This window comes from Streptococcus sp. 3167 (assembly GCF_013277175.1).
GTDB classification, from domain to species: Bacteria; Bacillota; Bacilli; order Lactobacillales; family Streptococcaceae; genus Streptococcus; species Streptococcus pseudopneumoniae.
The window spans coordinates 1-19,494 of the sequence record NZ_VMML01000049.1 but is presented as its reverse complement, the minus strand read 5'-3'; the positions used below and the strand labels follow the sequence as shown (position 1 = coordinate 19,494).

At 37.8% G+C, this 19,494-nt stretch carries 19 protein-coding genes and 1 pseudogene; 3 read left to right on the top strand and 17 right to left on the bottom strand.

Going from position 1 to position 19,494, the window contains the following annotated elements; all coding sequences use genetic code 11:
• A partial coding sequence (locus HT678_RS07770) for a transposase (protein WP_172924815.1) occupies window positions 1-387 on the top strand: 387 nt, incomplete at its 5' end.
• A 139-nt stretch (window positions 388-526) separates the two neighbouring features.
• Here the strand turns inward: HT678_RS07770 and lysS are convergent.
• The 3 genes from lysS to pyrF form a co-directional block, all read right to left on the bottom strand.
• On the bottom strand, window positions 527-2,017 hold the full coding sequence (lysS, locus tag HT678_RS07765) for a lysine--tRNA ligase (protein WP_050207953.1): 1,491 nt from the start codon (window positions 2,015-2,017) through the stop codon (window positions 527-529).
• A 385-nt stretch (window positions 2,018-2,402) separates the two neighbouring features.
• Window positions 2,403-3,035 (bottom strand): orotate phosphoribosyltransferase, encoded by a 633-nt coding sequence (gene pyrE / locus HT678_RS07760; RefSeq protein ID WP_023935748.1) that lies wholly within the window; start codon window positions 3,033-3,035, stop codon window positions 2,403-2,405.
• Window positions 3,036-3,068: 33 nt separating this feature from the next.
• Window positions 3,069-3,770 carry an orotidine-5'-phosphate decarboxylase gene (pyrF, locus tag HT678_RS07755; RefSeq protein WP_001206717.1) on the bottom strand — a complete coding sequence of 234 codons (702 nt, stop codon included), beginning with the start codon at window positions 3,768-3,770 and terminating at the stop codon, window positions 3,069-3,071.
• Window positions 3,771-4,088: 318 nt separating this feature from the next.
• Here pyrF and HT678_RS11980 point away from each other — a divergent pair.
• A pseudogene (locus HT678_RS11980) lies at window positions 4,089-4,301 on the top strand (IS30 family transposase); the annotation flags it as partial.
• Window positions 4,302-4,503: 202 nt separating this feature from the next.
• On the opposite strand, the gene HT678_RS07745 reads toward HT678_RS11980, so the two are convergent.
• From HT678_RS07745 to typA, 14 genes are all read right to left on the bottom strand, one after another.
• Window positions 4,504-5,217, bottom strand: a complete 714-nt coding sequence (locus HT678_RS07745; protein ID WP_000919275.1) for an ABC transporter permease — start codon at window positions 5,215-5,217, stop codon at window positions 4,504-4,506.
• Entirely contained in the window at window positions 5,210-6,043 is an 834-nt protein-coding gene (locus HT678_RS07740) for an ABC transporter ATP-binding protein (RefSeq protein WP_078836279.1), read from the bottom strand. Before HT678_RS07740 ends, HT678_RS07745 begins: the two co-directional genes overlap by 8 nt.
• 209 nt (window positions 6,044-6,252) lie before the next feature.
• Window positions 6,253-7,626 carry a ThiF family adenylyltransferase gene (locus HT678_RS07735; RefSeq protein WP_188110183.1) on the bottom strand — a complete coding sequence of 458 codons (1,374 nt, stop codon included), beginning with the start codon at window positions 7,624-7,626 and terminating at the stop codon, window positions 6,253-6,255.
• Window positions 7,610-8,617 (bottom strand): hypothetical protein, encoded by a 1,008-nt coding sequence (locus HT678_RS07725; RefSeq protein ID WP_001223420.1) that lies wholly within the window; start codon window positions 8,615-8,617, stop codon window positions 7,610-7,612. Before HT678_RS07725 ends, HT678_RS07735 begins: the two co-directional genes overlap by 17 nt.
• A 182-nt stretch (window positions 8,618-8,799) precedes the next feature.
• On the bottom strand, window positions 8,800-8,922 hold the full coding sequence (locus tag HT678_RS11780) for a hypothetical protein (protein ID WP_001153671.1): 123 nt from the start codon (window positions 8,920-8,922) through the stop codon (window positions 8,800-8,802).
• 20 nt (window positions 8,923-8,942) lie between these two features.
• On the bottom strand, window positions 8,943-9,068 hold the full coding sequence (locus HT678_RS11775; protein WP_001812024.1) for a hypothetical protein: 126 nt from the start codon (window positions 9,066-9,068) through the stop codon (window positions 8,943-8,945).
• A 129-nt stretch (window positions 9,069-9,197) separates the two neighbouring features.
• Window positions 9,198-10,418, bottom strand: coding sequence for a cell division protein FtsQ/DivIB (locus HT678_RS07720; protein WP_172924813.1), 1,221 nt, complete (start codon window positions 10,416-10,418; stop codon window positions 9,198-9,200).
• A gap of 9 nt (window positions 10,419-10,427) precedes the next feature.
• Window positions 10,428-11,486, bottom strand: a complete 1,059-nt coding sequence (locus HT678_RS07715) for a UDP-N-acetylglucosamine--N-acetylmuramyl-(pentapeptide) pyrophosphoryl-undecaprenol N-acetylglucosamine transferase (RefSeq protein ID WP_172924812.1) — start codon at window positions 11,484-11,486, stop codon at window positions 10,428-10,430.
• A 1-nt stretch (window position 11,487) separates the two neighbouring features.
• Window positions 11,488-12,840 carry a UDP-N-acetylmuramoyl-L-alanine--D-glutamate ligase gene (gene murD / locus HT678_RS07710; RefSeq protein WP_172924810.1) on the bottom strand — a complete coding sequence of 451 codons (1,353 nt, stop codon included), beginning with the start codon at window positions 12,838-12,840 and terminating at the stop codon, window positions 11,488-11,490.
• Between the two features lie 208 nt (window positions 12,841-13,048).
• Window positions 13,049-13,690: an ABC transporter ATP-binding protein gene (locus tag HT678_RS07705; protein WP_000571290.1), complete on the bottom strand. Its 642-nt coding sequence runs from the start codon at window positions 13,688-13,690 to the stop codon at window positions 13,049-13,051.
• A gap of 1 nt (window position 13,691) precedes the next feature.
• A complete protein-coding gene (locus tag HT678_RS07700) occupies window positions 13,692-15,713 on the bottom strand; it encodes a bacteriocin-associated integral membrane family protein (protein WP_172924808.1) in 2,022 nt (673 codons plus the stop codon).
• 70 nt (window positions 15,714-15,783) lie between these two features.
• The gene (locus HT678_RS07695; RefSeq protein ID WP_054393023.1) at window positions 15,784-16,083 is read right to left on the bottom strand and encodes a lactococcin 972 family bacteriocin; all 300 of its coding nucleotides are present in this window, start codon (window positions 16,081-16,083) and stop codon (window positions 15,784-15,786) included.
• Between the two features lie 391 nt (window positions 16,084-16,474).
• Window positions 16,475-16,729 carry a DUF3165 family protein gene (locus HT678_RS07690; RefSeq protein WP_000262804.1) on the bottom strand — a complete coding sequence of 85 codons (255 nt, stop codon included), beginning with the start codon at window positions 16,727-16,729 and terminating at the stop codon, window positions 16,475-16,477.
• Window positions 16,730-16,748: 19 nt separating this feature from the next.
• Complete coding sequence (gene typA / locus HT678_RS07685) at window positions 16,749-18,590, bottom strand: translational GTPase TypA (protein ID WP_000164111.1); 1,842 nt, start codon at window positions 18,588-18,590, stop codon at window positions 16,749-16,751.
• A gap of 161 nt (window positions 18,591-18,751) precedes the next feature.
• Between typA and HT678_RS07680 the strand changes: the two genes are divergently transcribed.
• On the top strand, window positions 18,752-19,477 hold the full coding sequence (locus HT678_RS07680; protein ID WP_050208759.1) for a pseudouridine synthase: 726 nt from the start codon (window positions 18,752-18,754) through the stop codon (window positions 19,475-19,477).
• Window positions 19,478-19,494: the final 17 nt, after the last annotated feature.

Below are 19,494 nucleotides of genomic sequence, written 5' to 3'. Positions count from 1 at the left end.
CTTGAAGCCATAATAAAAACAATTCTAGATAGACTTTTGAGCTATTCAGAAGACTTGAAACACCACTATGATTTCTACCAGCTCTTGATTTTTCACTTTCAGAATAAGGAGCCTGACAGATTTTTCGGACTTATTGAAGACAATCTTAAGCAGGTTCATCCTCTTTTTCAGACTTTCTTTAAAACCTTCCTCAAAGATAAAGAGAAGATTGTCAACGCCCTTCAACTACACTATTCTAACGCCAAATTAGAAGCAACGAATAATCTCATCAAACTCATCAAACGCAACGCCTTTGGTTTTCGGAACTTTGAAAACTTCAAAAAACGGATTTTTATCGCTCTGAACATCAAAAAAGAAAGGACGAAATGTGTCCTTTCTCGAGCTTAGCTGACTTCAACCCACTACAGTTGACAAAGAGCCAAAAAAGAAAGGACGAAATGTGTCCTTTCTAGATATTAGCTGACTTCAACCCACTACAGTTGACAAAGAGCCAAAAATCCCCTGGCAAGTACCAGAGGATAAGAGCTTATTTCATTGTTGGGAAGAGCAATACATCACGGATAGTAGTTGTATCCGTGAGGAGCATGCAGAGACGGTCGATACCGATTCCCAAACCACCTGTTGGTGGCATACCATATTCAAGGGCTTCGATGTAGTCGTAGTCGATACCTGTCGCTTCATCGTCACCAAGTTCTTTAGCTTTAGCTTGGGCTTCAAAACGGCTAAGCTGATCGATTGGGTCGTTGAGCTCAGTAAAGGCATTACCGTACTCCTTAGTCATGATGAAGAGCTCGAAACGGTCAGTAAAGCGTTGGTCTTCAGGATTTTTCTTAGCCAGTGGAGATACAGCTACTGGATGTCCATAGACAAAGGTTGGTTGGATTAAAGTTTCTTCAACAAACTCTTCAAAAAAGGCATTGATGATGTGACCAACCTCAGTATAGTGTTTCTCAACAGGAACTTTTTTCTCAGCAGCGATAGCTTTAGCTTCTTCCAAAGTCATGTCTTGCCAGAAATCGACACCAGTAATTTCTTTGATAGCATCCACCATGTGAACACGTTTAAATGGTTCGTTGATTTTTATTTCAGTTCCTTGGTAGTTGACTGGACCGTCGCCCTTAACTGATTTAGCAGCATGTTGGATAATGCCTTCCGTCAAATCCATGATATCTTGGAAGTCAGCATAAGCTTGGTAGACTTCGATAGAAGTAAACTCAGGGTTGTGAGTAGCATCCATTCCTTCGTTACGGAAGATACGGCCAATTTCATAGACGCGTTCCATACCACCCACGATAAGGCGTTTCAAGTGAAGCTCAGTCGCGATACGAAGCACCATGTCAATGTTTTGGGCATTGTGGTGGGTGATAAATGGACGGGCAGAGGCACCACCAGCTTCGTTGTGAAGAACAGGTGTTTCCACTTCAAGGAAACCTTTTTGGTCAAGGTAACGACGGATTTCAGAGATGATTTTTGAACGAGTGACAAAGCGTTCAAAGCTTTCACGGTTAGAAATCAAGTCAAGGTAACGTTTACGGTAAATTGTTTCAACGTCTGTCAAACCATGGAATTTCTCTGGTAGAGGACGAAGAGCCTTAGACAAGTGTGTGATGTGAGTAGCCTTGATAGAGAGTTCTCCCATATCTGTACGCATCACTTCGCCTTCGACACCAAGGAAGTCACCAAGGTCTGCTTTTTTGAAGATTTCGTAGTTTTCTTCACCGACAGCATCCTTACGAACGTAGATCTGGATTTGGCCTTCGCGGTCTTGAAGGTGGGCAAAACCTACTTTACCTTTACCACGTTTGGTTACCAAGCGTCCTGCGATAGTAGCTGTTTCGTTTTTATCATGTAATTGTTCTTTATCAAGGTCAGCAAATTTATCTTTTAATTCTTGTGAATTTGCAGTGCGTTCAAAGCGTTTTCCAAAGGGATCGATTCCTTGTTCACGGAGCGCAGCCATTTTTTCACGGCGAACGATCTGCTGGTCATTTAGTTCTTCCATATGTTCTGTTGACATGGGATCCTCCTAGATTTACTCAAAATTGAATACGATGAGTCATTTTTTGCGATACTCCCATTTTATCATAAATAAGCAAGAAATTCACGGATAATCTTTCAAAACTAAAAAGAACTTGACGCTAAGATTACTGAGCCAAATCACTGAAAAGACTGGGATAAGCAAGAAATTCCAAAATATCAGAAAAGGGATCTGACAATATTTATGGATTATACTTTAACCCTTGTAACTTTCATGACGTGTGCTACTTTTTATATAAGAGCAAGCCAAGCAAATCTAAAACTGAAACAATTGACGTAAAAAACATTAACAACTTGAATCTTGTCATTCATACACCTGATATGACAGAATAGTATAATTTTTAACCTTTTAGTCTTTTGATTTTTTACACCTCTTGCCAATTCTCTTGGTCTTCCTTAAAGCGTTTTAGAAGGTCGAGTCCTTCTGGCGTGATATAGCCTTCTTCTTGGGCTAGATGGATGAGTTCACTGTAGTTAGAAAGCGTCACCAATTTCACACCAGCATCTGCAAAGTTCTTATCTGCTTTTGGCAATTGGTAACTAAAAATCGCTACAACTCCAAGTACATCTGCTCCTTCGCGTTTAGCTGCTACTACGGCTTCAAGAACAGAACCACCCGTTGAAATAAGGTCTTCAACCACTACCATTTTTTGACCTTGAGCTACGCGACCTTCGATTTGGTTACCAGCTCCGTGGTCTTTTGGTTTGCTACGGATGTAGGCAAATGGCAGGTTCATCTTGTCAGCAATGATGGCTCCGTGAGGAATCCCTGCTGTTGCAGTTCCTGCAATGACTTCTACCTCAGGAAAGGCTTCTTTGATAGCTTCCACAAAGCCATTTTCAATTAGGGTACGAGTTTCTGGATAGGATAGTGTCACACGATTATCAGTGTAAATCGGTGACTTGATACCAGATGCCCAAGTGAAGGGTTCCTCTGGTTTGAGGTAAACGGCTTGGATTTTCAAGAGGTGGCTAGCGATATCTTTGGCAAGTGTCATGGTCTTCTCCTTTTATTTTTCTAAGCTAGTTCTTTAATTCCAGTCCTGTGTCCATTCATCCTTGATGGCATGATAAGCTGCAACAGGATCCTCAGCTTGGGTAATGGGACGTCCCACTACGATATAGTCACTGCCGATTTGATAGGCATCAGCAGGTGTCATGACTCGTTTTTGATCTCCAACTGCAACACCAGCTGGACGAATCCCTGGTGTCAGACAGATAAAATCTGGATTGGTAGCCTGCTTGATGACTTGTACTTCCTGAGCCGAGCAAACAACACCATCCAAGCCAGCTTCAGCTGTCTTCTTGGCATAGTGAATCACAGACTCTTGCAGACTGGTTTGGATATTTTGAAACTCCTGCATCTGAGCTTCTGACGTTGATGTGAGCTGAGTTACAGCGATCAATTTGGCTTGACTCCCAAGACCTTCACGCGCCGCCTTCATCATCTCTACACCACCAGCCGCATGGACATTAGTCATATCGACACCAAGCTGAGACAAGACCTTCATGGCTGACTTGACTGTATTGGGAATGTCATGAAGTTTGAGATCCAAAAAGACACTATGACCCAAACCTTTTAAGTAGGACACAATCTCAGGCCCCGCTGCGTAATAAAGCTCCATCCCTACCTTGAGATAAAGGCTTTCTTCTGCTGGGAAAAGAGCTAAAAATTCCTTGACCGCCTCAAAACTAGGAAAATCAAGAGCAATGATTGGACGATGTTCTCGCATAGGTTTCTCCTTTTACCTTTACTAGTGAGAGAGTCTGGCCAACAGAAGCCACGAAAAAAGGAACCTGCCAACAGCAAGGTTCCACGAAAAATGGGTAGTCTCCACCCTTTCACCGTCTAACCTTAGCTGCCTCTCTGGACTGCTTTAAAGGTTTTTTACTATTCTATTATTTCTACTAGCACTTGTCAAGTAAAAACAGCTAAATCCATGTTGACTGCTATTGAACACCTCACAAGACTCTTTCCAAAAGAATAGTTAAAGACTTTCACTTCGGACAGAGAAAAAGAGTTTGCTTGTTACCCTTTAATTGAACAAATGGGAATTCTGTTTTATTTTGCGGATGCCTATTCATCTTGGCAAAGGGGAAGTAATGAGAATGCGAATGGACTTCTTCGTGAGTATTTTCTTAAACCGATTTGGCAACAATTACCGAAAAAATCCTTAATGATGCTTTGCTAGCTTATTAATCACCGTCCCCAAAAATACTTGGATTACAAGACAGGTTTTGAAGCACTTATAGAGGAGATTTAAAAATGTTGCATTTTTTATTGCAATTTATCAGTTATCTTATCACCCAAAACTTCTGCAATTAGTATGAGCACTATTGTTATTTTTCTTTTTTCGTACACTCAAATCAAAATATAGCAATAAGACTATTCTGTAGAATTGCTGTCAAAAAGATCAGTTCATTTTTTCCTTCCCACTTGTGTTTATAATCATTAAAATAACTCAATTAAGAAATTTTCTTTTTCCTAATAGTTATCGTAATTAAAGTTAATAGAAGAACAATCCAAATAAGTAGTGTTAGATTAGGAATTAGAGTTTTATTCCATGAAAATTCCTCCCATTTTGTGAAAAACTTAGTAAATAGTCCCATAAAACTATAATCTGTTATCTTCGCAACTGTCTTATCCAAACCAGATAGCATCGGTAAGAAAGCAACTAAAATCATAGCAGGAAGACTGATAACCTGAGCTACTACTTGGCTCTTCGCGGTTAAACCTATCAATAAATAGAATAAAATGATGGATAAAGAGGTTAGAAGAACGATTGTAATATAATTAAAAGTATGTACAATTGTAACTCCTAAAATAAGAGGAGTAGTTCCCATAATCACAAAAGTTAGCAAAAAAGGAAGAAACATAGTTGATAAAATGTATTCGGAGCCTTTAACACCACTCAACAGAAGAGTTTGTAAATTGTACTTTTCTTTTTCTTCAGACAAGATAATAGTTATAGGACTTCCAACAGCCAAAGCCAAAGAAAAAGGTAAACACATCATCAAAAGAACTAATGCCTGTTGATCGTTGACCTTCCCCTGTGTTTCCATAAGATATTTATAAAAATATGTGAAAGCAAAAGGCACTAAAACTTGCAATAAAATACTCTTATTGGAAAGGATGATTTGACAACGCAACCATACCAAAGCCAGAAACCGTTTAAGCATTTAGCTTTCCTCCTGTTAATGTGATAAAAATATCTTCTAAAGTAGGCTCACATGAATGAATTGAAAAAATATTTTCCAGATCAGCCTGAGATACCTGTTCTAGTGATGTAAAATCAAAAGTTATCTGATTCCCATTATAATCTGTAACCTTAATCTTTTTATCTTTATTATATCTTTGAATGAGTTCAGAAGGAGCTCCTTGCTCAACTAATTTCCCTTTATTTAATAAGGCAACATAATCACATAAAAGAGTTGCTTCATTCATATCATGAGTCGTTAGAAAAATCGTTGTCCCTGCTGTTTTCAATTCTAAAATTAACTCATGAATTGTTCGAGAAGTTGTGGGATCTAGACCTGAGGTCGGTTCATCCAGAAAGAGTACAGCGGGTTTGTTGATAAGAGCTCGTGCTAAAAGCATTCGTTGCCTCATTCCAGTGGATAATTTTCCTGCTACCATCTTGCGACTATCATATAATCCTACTCGCTTTAACAAATTATCAACACGTGATTTACTAATATTATAAAATTTACTATAAAAAAGAAGATTGTTATACAGAGACATTTTCTCATAAAATCCACTTGTATCGCTAACCAATCCAATTCTCTTTAATTCACCGCTTGTTAAATTTTGAGATTTTTGTCCCAAAATAATAGATTGTCCTTTATCGGCAAGGAGCTGCCCAGTCAGAATATTAATCGTTGTGGTCTTTCCAGAACCAGATGGTCCTAAAAATCCAAAAATCTGACCTTCTTTAACAGTGAAACTTATATCATTTAAAGCTATTTTATCACCAAAACTTCTTGATAAATGGCTAACTTCAATCATACTCATTGCCCCTCCTTTATATTCTACATTTTTACTTAACATCTATTTACTTAGCTTTATCAAATAAACGTCTTAAAAAAAACAATAACATTAAGCATATAACCGTTAGCAAGATTGTTTCAATATTATTGATAATATGATACATTCTCAAGCAGTATAAAATAATTATATATATGCAAATGCTCATTATACCTATTTTTTTAAACATACTAAGCCTCCTTGCTAAATAATAAAGTTATATAATAACTAAGACACACTATACCTAACATAATAAATATCCACAGCATTAAAAATATTATCATACTAATAAAAATATCCACTGGTAACTGAATAAATGTTCTAAAATTAACAAGCAAAAATAAAATCTCAAACGATGAAAAAAGCCATACTATATTTTCCAATGATGTTTGAATATTTTTATTGTAGTAAGCATAATATATAGCAAAAATAATACCCAAGAACAATACTATTAATTGTGTTTCTATAACAGTGAACTGCCCAATAACAGATAAAAAAGCTACTCCTCCTGATAATAAGCAAAAACAAACTGAACGAATAAATGTTTTCGCTCTAATATTGTTATCTTTCACTTTATTATTTTTTTTACAAATTGGACATTCTCCGTTTTCCAGAACATATTTTTCTTGACTTAGAGCATGATTTCTCATATTATAAACGTAAGCGTTATCTATTAGGATTTCATTATAACATCCCAGAAATATTTTAATTATTAAATTAGTCATTATCCCTCCCAAAATAGCAGGCATCTCTGGTGTAGTCGGCCACTTTGTCTTATCAGATAAAGTGTACTTATTTATATCTTTGTTTATATTCCGACAAGCAAAGCAAGAACCGATGGTAGGGATATATATATTATCAATAATAAGATAGCATCCATTAAACCCTCCTGATATGTAGGATATCTTATGCGATACAGCAAATTGATTAACAATTTTTATAATATCAATGGGCGTATCAATTGCTTTAACGATAAAATCTATACTCCCATATTCCGCAACAATGTTTTCTAATTCTTCTACTGAAGAAACTTTAATAGAAATAGGTACTACCTGAACATCTGAATTATACTTGTGTATTTTTTGAGAAAGAACATTAATCTTCTCCTTACCAACATCCGACTCTGTATAAAGAATTTGCCTATTTAAATTTGATGGTTCTATTATATCGTAATCAGCGACAATAAGTTTCCTCACTCCATACATACTTAGACTTAGAGATATATAACATCCTAAGGCTCCGGCTCCTAATACTAATACTGTTTTATTCTGTATTTTATTATACTCTTCATTATAAAATAACGAATAGTAACCTTTAGTTCTAGAATATCTACTATCAATATCTATCTCATCCGAAATTAAAATTTGTTCATTTAATAGTTCAAATGTTAGTTTACTACCTAATACTTCTTCTATCTCTAATAGTTCCTTACAACTATTAAATAGATCGTTGATAAATTCTTGCGAAATTTGAGGTTCTATAGCTATTTCCCGCATACTCCGACCACGCAAATACATTATACCTTCTTTTTTATAAGCAAAAACATAACTATTTACGTAGAACATATTTCGTCCTTCCTCTCATATATAATATAGAAAGCAGTATAGAAACAACTACCCCTCCTATACTACGAACAATAATATTAGGTGTCAAAAATTGTAATAGTTGACTCAAAGGGAAATAAATAATAACAAATGCTATTAAAAGTTGAACTATATATTGAAAATTCAAGTTATTATTGTTAGAATTCAAGTATCTTAAAATAATACCACTATCATACTGAAAAAAAGGAATTGAATTAATAAAAATCATACCTAAGTTAATGATAAAAAATAAGAGTCCAAGCAATTTATACGATGTGAACAATAAAACAAGTAAACCTGTAAGTGATAAAATCGAATTTGAAGCAATTCCTGCTAACATAATTTTCAAAAATTGTTTTTTATTTTTTAGGAATTGCACCCCACTTAAATCTACAAAAAAAGCCAAATTAAACAAAAGTAGCATTATTCCACAATTTGGGATCTCAATTTGATAATTATTAGCAATTATTGCATGACTAAATTCATGTATCGTTGCAGATATAATAACAACAAGCAACCAAAATAAAAGAATGTTTAGCGTTATTGGAAAGTTTTGGAAATTAGTCAAAATATCCGCCCTATAAATATACATAATAAAACATTGCAAAATAAGAGCCAATGGGAAAATACCAAATAGGATTTTTTCAAAATTCTTATTAAATCTTTTATAGTTTAATTTTTCAGATAATGTTATATTAAAGTCCCAAGATATTTTAAAAATATTTATCTTTTTTCGTGATTTCATAGAATCTATAAGTCCCATTTTACTAAGAACAATATAAAATCTTAAATAATATTTCTTCCCTACTAACACTAATAAGTCCGATATGGTAAATTCTTGACCTATTAGTTGCTCTAACCATTTTTTTTCCTGTTTCCCAACTAATACATGTTTCTTACTGGATGGTATATATAGATGATACTGTCCCTCATAAGGAGTAGGTAATATCTTAATCTTATCAACAATTCTCATAACAAACCTAACCTTTAATAAATAAAAGAGGGGCTAAGTAAAACATACTCTAGTCCCTCAGTCCGCAATCAATAAAATAATGACTAATTCTATTAATCTCTTGCTGCAAGACTAATACGGAAAATTCAAATGACTGTCTAAAATGAAATTGAAAAAGCTTGATATTAGTAAGTGAACAAACTTCAACAACCAGCAAGAGCAAGGATTGCTAAACCAAATCCGATACCTGTTGCAAGTCCAGCTGAAAAATCACTAACTGGTACTGAAATTTCTTCAATTTCCTCAAATAAAAAGTTATCTTGCATGATTATCACTCCCTATCTTTTTAACAACAGGCTACTCCAATTAAGAGAACTACCCCAGTTCCAAGTAAAACTCCCCCCCAAAATTCACCATCTGTAGGGGCTACGATTTCTTCAATTTCTTCAAATAAGAATACTTCATCTGACATATGTGTTACCTTCTTCATAAAATTTTTTTGTAATCGATTACATTGTAAATATAACATAAAGAAAAACAGATGTCAAATATTAAACGTAAAAACATGGCAACTAAAGAGCTATAGGAGAAAAGGTAAAACCTAGCGACGCGATGAGCGCTGGGTCGTTTGGTTTCGATTGCTCTCTTCCTCTTGTTTTTTCTGTTCTTCTTCTAAACGTTTACGTTCCTCTTCCTGCCTTTTCTCAGCTTCTTCGGCCTCTTTTTTAGCTTTTTCTTCTGCTTCCATAATCAATTTATCCGCTACAGTGTAGCTGTAGACTCCAGCTTCCATATCGACCATACTTGGTTCTGACAATTGAGGCTTAATCTTACTGTAATAAGGCAGTTTCTTACTCATTTCAGATAGAGGAACCAAGACTTCGTCCGAATCATTCATGGTCAATCGAATTAAATCGGAAGTGACCTTGCTGGGAGCTAGTTCCACCTTTTGGATAGCCGCCTTGAGTTCTGGGCTAATTTGAGCAAGTTCTGACGTAAAGGTTTTGATTTGTTCACTATCATTAAAGAGAACTGATATATAAGTTTCTGGTAGACTGACCAAACTCACAGCACTGGTCTCAAGCTGACCACTGGAAAGAATAGGATAATGGTTTTCACCAGAAATATAGTAGGCCACAATATCATATTCCTTGACCTTGATAGTGAACTTGGTTGGAAATTGATAAACAAGTTGAGCTGATTCAACCCAATAGTTAGACTTAATCTGCTTTTCATATTTTTCCTTGTCTAGCAGAAGGTTAATCGTATAATCCGAATCCTGAATACCTGAAGCCTGTCGAATATCATCAGCTGTAGTTTGCACCGTTCCCTCAACACGAATATCTTTCATGGTCGCATAAGAACTGAGCAAGTAGGCAGAGACAATCAATAAAAGCAGACTTGGAAATAAAATCGTTAGAGCTCGTAAGATATGGAGGCCAGGAATCTTTGCTTTGGCTGGTTTTTCCTTTGTAGCCTTTTTAGCAAGCTTTTTATCCTGTTCCTCCTTCTCTTTAGACTCTGATTCTTCTATCTCTTCTTTCTCTTTGTCAGCCTCTGAGGATGCTACTTTTTCTTCAGACTCTTCCTTAGCTGATTCTGAGTCTTTTGAATCAGATTCACTCTCTTGGGCCTCGGTTGCATCTGAATCTTCAAATTTTGAAGCCATTCGAGCTTGTCTTTCCTTTTCCTTCTCCTCAGCTAGGGCCGCCTCTTCTTCAGCCTTCTTTTTTAGATATTCTTGGTTCCGTTTCTGCCATTCTGATAACTCTTTAAATTCTTCGAGGATTTCTTTACCCTCATTTTTCTTATCTTTTGACATTTACTTTCCTTATGATAAATCTTTTTTCAACAATTGATAAAAATCTGCTAGAGATTTCAATTCCTTAGATGCCTTCATGTTAGTCTGGTAGTCTTCCTTGTGACTTAGTAAGTGAGAAAGCTTCTCTTCTAAACTGTCCAAGGTCAAATCGCTTTCTTGAAGCTCTTCTGCATAGCCTTTTTTTACAAAGTAAGCTGCATTTTCAATCTGGTCTCCACGACTAGCTTCACGACCAAGTGGCACAATAACATGTAATTTTGCCATGGCCAAGAGCTCAAAAATCGTATTGGCACCACCTCGTGTCACAACAATGTCAGCCAATTCCATTAAGGGTTGATAAAGATTGGTCACGTAATCAACACGAAAGAGATTTTGGCTCAATTCATTCAGGCTAGAATCTCCAGTTAGATTGATAATATTGTAGCGCTCTGTCAGTTCTTTCTTATGGTCTGTCACCAATTGGTTAAAGACACGAGCTCCTGCAGAACCACCGACAAACAATACAGTTGGCAATTTAGGATTAAAGTGGGTTTGAATATCCACCAATTCATCTGGTTCTGGAGTTTTTTGGTCTGAAACCTTGGTCACTGCTCCCACATGCTCAACCTTAGACAAACTTGAAGCTTGCTCAAAGGTTGAATACATCTTCGTAGCAAATTTATAGGCGATTTTATTGGCCAAGCCCATAGACAGGTCAGATTCGTGAATAAAGACAGGCACTCCTGACACACGCGCAGCGATAACGGGCGGTACAGAGACAAAGCCTCCCTTTGAAAAAAGGGCCTGTGGACGAACTCGTAACATGATAAAGAGCGATTGGACAATTCCCCAACCAACTTTGAAGACGTCCAGCATATTTTGCCAAGAGAAATAGCGACGCAATTTCCCAGTTGCAATGGAATGGAAGGTGACGTCAAAACCTGACTTGAGGATTTCTTGGTGTTCAATACCACTCTTGTCCCCGATATAGTGGACTTCCCAGCCATCTTCGATGAACTTGGGCATTAACAAAAGATTGAGGGTAACGTGTCCAACCGTCCCCCCACCTGTAAAGACAATTTTTTTCATATTATTCCTTTAACTCCGCTACTGTGTCGATAAAGAGGTCGCCACGTACTTCAAAGTTAGCATACATATCCCAGCTGGCATTGGCTGGACTGAGAAGGACTACATCTCCTTGAGTCGCAAGTTCATAGGCCTTGCGGGTCGCATCTGCAATATCAGTCGCATCCACATAAGCCACACCAGCCTTGTCTGCTGCCCGTTTGACACGTTCGGCAGACTGACCAAGAATGACCATCTTCTTGAGTCCAGTAATATCTGGAACCAAATCGTCAAACTCATTGCCACGGTCTAAACCACCTGCAATCAAAATGACCTTGCTGTTGTCAAATCCTGACAAGGCTTTTTGAGTAGCCAAGATATTGGTTGACTTGCTATCATTATAGAATTTGACACCCTTGATTTCATCCACAAATTGGAGACGGTGTTTGACACCACCGAAGGCTGAAAGAGTTTCCTTGATGGTTTGATTGTCCACATCACGAAGCTTGGCTACAGCAATCGTCGCAAGGGCGTTTTCTACATTGTGGCTACCTGGAACCCCGATTTCACTCGCTGCCATGACTACTTCACCACGGAAGTAGAGTTGACCATCTTCCAGATAAGCTCCATCAACCTTTTCCTGTGTTGAGAATGGAACAACAGTAGCCTGTGTTTTGCTAGCCAACTCTTTTGCCAAGTCTTGGTTAAAGTTCAAGACAAGGAAATCAGCTGCTGTCATCTTGTTTTGGATATTCCACTTAGCTGCTACATATTCCTCAAATGATCCATGATAATCGATATGAGTTGGCATGAGGTTTGTAATAACCGCAATCTCAGGATGGAATTCTTGAACGCCCATGAGTTGGAAAGAAGAAAGTTCCATAACAAGCGTGTCCTTGTCTGACGCAGTTTGGGCCACTTGACTAGCTGGATAGCCGATATTTCCTGATAAAAGACTATGTTGCCCAGCAGCAGTCAAAACTTCCCCAATCATGGTCGTTGTGGTTGTTTTTCCATTTGAACCTGTGATACCGATAATGGGCGCTTCTGAAATCAAGTAAGCCAATTCCACCTCAGTCAAGACTGGAATTCCCTTTGCCAAAGCCTTTTCAATCATGGGATTACTGTATGGGATGCCTGGATTTTTCACCATGAGGGCAAACTCTTCATCCAAAAGTTCCAAAGGATGACCACCTGTGATAACCTTGATCCCTTCTTCCAGCAAACTTTGGGCAGCTGGATTGTCCTCGAAAGGCTTCCCATCATTTACCGTTACAATAGCACCTAGCTTGTCCAACAAACGAGCTGCAGATTCACCAGACTTGGCTAAACCTAAAACAAGGACTTTCTTATTTTTAAATTGATCTATTACTTTCATGTCTCGAACTCCATTTCTACTCCTACTATTTTACCATTTTTATGGAAATAAAAAAGCCACAAAGTGTGTTTGTGACTCTTTCTTCTAACTGATACTCTTCGAAAATCTCTTCAAACCACGTCAGCTTCGCCTTGCCGTACTCAAGTACAGCCTGCGGCTAGCTTCCTAGTTTGCTTTTTGATTTTCATTGAGTATGAATCTTACCATATCATCTATGTGATAAATCGGTAACTCGAATGACTTGGTCCACTTGCTCCCAAATCAGAGGATTGTGGGTCGCAATAATAATGGTCCGATTCGGATTTTTTAAAGATTCTAGGATAGAAAGTAATTCCTCAGAGTTTTTGGGGTCTAGTGAAGCAGTTGGTTCATCTGCGAGAATCAAAGGTGGATCCTTTAAAATTATCTTCGCTAATGCAACACGTTGTGCTTCTCCTCCTGATAATTCAAAGATAGGTTGCTTTAAATCCAAATAAGAGAGGTTTACACGGTTTAGAGCTTGTTTCATCAAAGAGATTTTCTCTTTTTCCTTCAACTTTTTACCAACTAAACCCAGATTGAGATTCTCTTTGACGGTTTGGCTTTCAATTAAGCCAAAATCTTGAAATAGGTATCCTAAGTAATCTCTAAAGAAAACAGAAGGCCTGATGTCCTTAAGAGAGGTGCCATCATAGATAATTTGCCCTTTGTCATACGGCTCTAATCGTCCAATCATATTCAAGAGTGTTGTCTTACCACAGCCACTTGTACCGATTAAGGCATAAATTTTCCCACCTTCAAAATGAAGATTGGTATCTGAAAATAGCTGACGGCTTCCAAATTTTTTAGATATATTCTTTAGTTCAATCATCCTATTTTCCTTTCATAATTGTCATAGAAACACGAGATTCTTTCTGCGCTTGACGGTAAAGCGTCAAAACTGCACTAGCTAGAAAGACGAATAAAGTGAGCAAGCCAATCACCAAGTCTCGACTGCTTAAAATAAAGAGACTAGCACCAAATACAAAACTGGCAAATTGACTAACCATATACTGAGCATGTGTTTCAAAAAATCGTAAACCTGAAATTCGTTTAATCAGAATATCTCGGCGGAATTGCTCGAAATATAGAAGATTGACAGAATAAAAGAGTAACAAGGAACTAGCTATTCCAACAATAGCTCCTAGGATTAAAGTTGCTGTTTCAGTTTGAACTTCATTATAACGAGTTAGATAAACACTTCTTCCTTCTTTAAGATAAGATACTTGCTCATAAATTCCAGCTTTCTTCAAGAGTTCTAGCCCACTCTCATATCCTTTGATAAAAAGTTGTTTTCCAGCATTGATAGACCAAACATATTTTGAAATGAAACTATCACCTGTAGATGTTGGAGTAAATACAACTAAAATCGGATCGGTTAAGTACTGAATGGATACTGGGCTTTCACCGTTATTATAAACAAATCGCTTTTCTCCAGTTGGAAGATAGCTAATAATCGCTCTCATTTCATACTCTAAAGGAGCACTTGCCTCCTCACTTGATTGCCCGTAATAGTTCAAACTTTCTTCAAAAGCTTTCTTAAGTTCTGCTTCCTGTGAACGAAGAGATTCTGGTAATAAGAGTCCAAATTCTCCTTTTTGAAGATGGACTAACTTCTGTTTGGTCTCAGCATCTACCACGACCTTTTCCTTGTCCAAATAACTTGGGCTGACATAGAGCGTATTAGCATCTGGACTATAGGTATCCAGTGTCTCTCGCTGTTCATTTTTTCCTTGAGGATTTGCAAAATGAATGAGATTATCTTTTACAAATAGAGCCTGTTCTTCTTCGATTGCTTCCTTGGCAAAGGCATACCACTTGCTCTGATTTTCTGTATCTTTTCCTCTATCACCTAAGCCAAAAGAAATTTGATAATAGTCTGCTCTGTCTTGCCATGCTTGTTTTGAAATTTCAAGTTCTTTCAATCGTTGGTAAGACGTCAAGCCTGTCTTAACAGCGTAGCCCACTGTAAAAACAGCAACCAACTGACACAATAGAGTTAAAATCATCAGGCGTTTAAGGGGTAATCTCCCCTTAATAACGGGAACTAATGCTTTGTAATTCAAACTCATTAGATAAAGGAGCATTAGTAAAATTGAAATCGCCAATAAAAACAACAGATAGAAACTAATCCCAAAACCATAGGTGGCTAACAAGATAGGATAAAACAAACCTTGACTAAAAAGAAGGACTCCCCCACCTAGGAAGGAAAGGAGGGCTGATAGAAGGAGCCACTTGATATCAGTCGATAAAGAATGCCCCATGATGGATAAGAGAGTCTGACCAGAAAAGAGTTTTATACCTGCAGCTCTCATTTCCTTAATCCGAGTGATAATCACTAAAGCAAAGAAAGATAAGCCAAATATTGCTAAACTAATTAAAATAAGGGGATTTAGTAATATTCGAAAAGCAAGAGAATAGGGCGGTATCTTTCGGTCAGCAATTGCTTTATAACCCAAATCTCCTAATTTATCGGCAAGCTTTTCTTTCGTCAAGGAGCCTGACAAAAGGAGATAACTATTTAGCGGATCACTACGTTCACGACTTTCTTGGCTAGCTTCTTGGAATTCTTTTGGTAAAGTTCCCTGACCATAAGTTGCATAAGTAAAGTTAGTCGTCCCATCCTTACTCGGCTCTACAATTCTTCTAGCTATTAAACTCTGTTCTGAGTTTGCAAAATTCTCCAATTCCTGTTCAAATACCTCACGCGTCGGTTCCTGAGTATCTTTTTTGACACGAAGTAAAGAAACGGAATCATAGCTTGCATATAAATATTGTGGCGCACGTAAGACAATAATCCAAGCAAGGAAGAAGCTGAGAAAAAAAGTTGATAATAATATGAATAGTTTCTTCATAGTAGACTCCTTGTAAACAAAATTCCCCTTGTAATTTCTTACAAGGGGAATTATCTAAGAAAACTAAATATTAGTCATAGTCATAGTAAAATGCTACTTGTTCCCCAAATTTAGTCCAAATCCAAGCCTCTGAAGTTTTCCCTGCAGGTGCTGATCCTTTATCTGAATGACTATCCCATTTACTTACAAGAGAAGAATAATGATATTTTTTACCATGATAGTAATTTGAAAAAGCCCAACCACCTCCTGAACCTTCTCCATACGTCCATACTCCTCCATCTGGATATTGTACAGCAGCTGATGCAGCTTCCAATAATGTAAAACTTGAAATAAGAGCTAGAGCAAGTAATCTATGTTTTTTCGTTTTCATTTTATTTTTCCTTTCAAAAAAGCACACCCTGAGCAACAATGCAACAAAATAAATCCTATTCTCTCTTTTTTGAAACCGATTTCTTATATAATAAGAATAGCATTTTTATTATTTGTTGTCAAGGAAAAAATCGAATTTTTTAGATATTTTACTATATCACCTATATGAATAATGTTTTTATGTTACCTATATGAATAATATTATATAGTAGTTTTATTTCAAAATAATATGCAACCAGTACTAACCAAATATTAAATAGATGTCATTGACAAATTTTATTCAAGTTTTTCCCATTCATATTATCCAAGCAAAAGAGATGATGTTATAGTAAAAAAACAATTCAAACTATTGTAAAATTCCTACCAAAAAAAGAGAGCCAAAACTCTCTTTTTTATCTTCTTTTACCTTTTTTGACTGGCATGAGTGTGATGTCTCTCACACTAAAGTAAGCTAGGATTAACATGGCTATTGCTAGGAACATTTCTGTTGGTAATTGAAAAATTTTCAGAAAAGATAGAGCCAACAAAACCAAAAGTGCCACTAAAATACATACCATAGCGACGATATTGACTGTCCCTTTAATACTTTCTGGTGTCGCAAATACATAGAGTAGGAGCAGTAAAATCCCTAGGACTAAATAGACCATCTTTCTCTCTTTCTAGCTCTTATTCAGCTGATTTTTTCTTCTTGTTAGCTTTCTCACGCTCTGCCTTGTTAAGGATTTGTTTACGCAAACGGATAGACTCAGGCGTTACTTCCATGTACTCATCGTCGTTCAAGAACTCAAGAGACTCTTCAAGTGTCAAGATACGAGGAGTCTTGATAACAGCTGTTTGGTCCTTAGTAGCTGAACGAACGTTGGTCATTTGCTTCGCCTTAGTGATGTTAACTGTCAAGTCGTTTTCACGAGAGTTTTCACCGATGATCATTCCTTCGTAAACTTCAGTACCTGGGTTGACAAAGATAGTACCGCGTTCTTCGATAGACATGATAGAGTAAGTTGTAGCCTTACCAGCATCGATAGAAACAAGGGCACCACGGTGACGACCACCAATTTCACCTGGAATCAATGGCAAGTATTGGTCAAAGGTATGGTTCATGATACCGTAACCACGAGTCATTGACAAGAACTCAGTTGAGTATCCAATCAAACCACGCGCTGGAACAAGGAAGACCAAACGAGTTTGACCATTACCAGTTGAAATCATATCCAACATTTCACCCTTACGTTCAGAAAGGCTTTGGATAACAGATCCTTGGTATTCTTCTGGAGTGTCGATTTGTACACGCTCAAATGGCTCACATTTAACACCGTCGATTTCTTTTACGATAACTTCTGGACGAGATACTTGAAGTTCATATCCCTCACGACGCATTGTTTCGATAAGGATTGACAAGTGCAATTCTCCACGTCCTGAAACAGTCCATTTATCTGGTGAATCAGTTGGGTCAACACGAAGGGAAACGTCTGTTTGCAATTCTGCCTGCAAGCGTTCTTCCACCTTACGAGAAGTTACCCATTTACCTTCTTTACCAGCAAATGGTGAGTTGTTGACCAAGAAAGTCATTTGAAGAGTTGGCTCATCGATGTGTAGAATTGGAAGAGCTTCAACTGCGTCTGTAGGAGTAATGGTTTCACCGACAAAGATGTCTTCCATACCTGAAACGGCAATCAAGTCACCTGCTTTTGCTTCTTGGATTTCACGACGTTCCAAACCAAAGAAACCGAAGAGTTTTGTAACACGGAAGTTTTTAGTTGTGCCGTCAAGTTTAGAAAGGGTAACTTGGTCCCCAACTTTAACAGTACCACGGAAGACACGACCGATACCAATACGTCCAACGAAGTCATTGTAGTCCAAAAGTGATACTTGGAACTGCAAAGGCTCATCTGAGTTATCTACTGGAGCCGGGATGTGGTCGATAATTGTGTCAAAGATTGGTGCCATAGTCGCTTCTTGGTCAGCTGGATCATCTGACAATGAAGAAGTTCCGTTGATCGCTGAAGCATAGACCACTGGGAAGTCAAGCTGGTCGTCATCTGCACCAAGCTCGATGAACAGTTCCAAGACTTCGTCCACTACTTCTGCTGGACGAGCTGATGGTTTATCGATTTTATTGACAACCACGATTGGGACAAGGTCTTGTTCCAAAGCTTTTTTCAATACGAAACGAGTTTGTGGCATTGTTCCTTCGTAGGCATCTACGACCAAGACAACACCGTCAACCATTTTCATGATACGCTCAACTTCTCCACCGAAGTCCGCGTGTCCTGGGGTATCCATGATGTTGATACGAGTTCCGTTGTAGGCAACAGCTGTATTTTTAGCAAGGATGGTAATTCCACGCTCTTTTTCGATATCGTTTGAGTCCATAGCACGCTCAGCCAATTCAGTACGTGCATCAAGCGTTTCTGATTGTTTCAATAATTCGTCAACAAGGGTTGTTTTACCGTGGTCAACGTGGGCGATAATCGCAATGTTACGGATATCTTCTCTTAATTTTGTCATGATTTCCTCTATAATATTCAAAATTTATTTTCTAACTGAACGATTATACCATAATTTCAGGTAAATAACATAACTCAAGCAAGTGTAAATGTTTTCACTCCGCTTTTCTTTTCACGTCAAGCCTTTTCAAAGCAAGCGACTTATGATAAGATAGGCACAGTATGCGTTTAGATAATTTATTAGCCCAAGAAAAAGTTAGCCGAAAGGCCATGAAGCAAGCCTTACTCAAAGGGGATATTCTCGTCGATGGTTGCCCAGCCCGCTCCCTAGCCCAAAATATCGATACAGGACTACAGGAACTCCTTTTTCAGGACCGAATCATTCAAGGCTATGAGCACACCTATCTGATGCTTCATAAGCCTGTTGGTGTCGTGACAGCCAATAAAGACAGGGAACTTCCAACCGTCATGGACCTCCTTCCGCCTGACATCCAGTCTGATAAGCTCTATGCCGTCGGCCGACTGGACCGAGATACAACGGGACTCCTCCTCTTGACCGATAACGGTCCCTTAGGCTTTCAGCTCCTCCATCCCCAATATCATGTCGATAAAACTTATCAAGTTAAAGTTAATGGACTTCTGACACCTGACCATATCCAAGCCTTTCAAAAAGGAATTGTCTTTTTAGATGGCACTGTCTGTAAACCCGCAAAACTAGAGATTCTATCTGCAAGTCCCTCCCTCAGTCAAGCCTCTATCACCATTTCAGAAGGAAAATTTCATCAAATCAAGAAAATGTTCCTCTCGGTTGGTGTTAAGGTGACTAGCCTCAAGAGAATCCAATTTGGGGACTTTACATTGAACCCAGATTTAGCAGAAGGTAACTACCTCCCTTTGAACCAAAAAGAGTTACAAATCATTAAAAACTATTTAGAGATGAGTCGATAAAGTCATAACCACCCGTG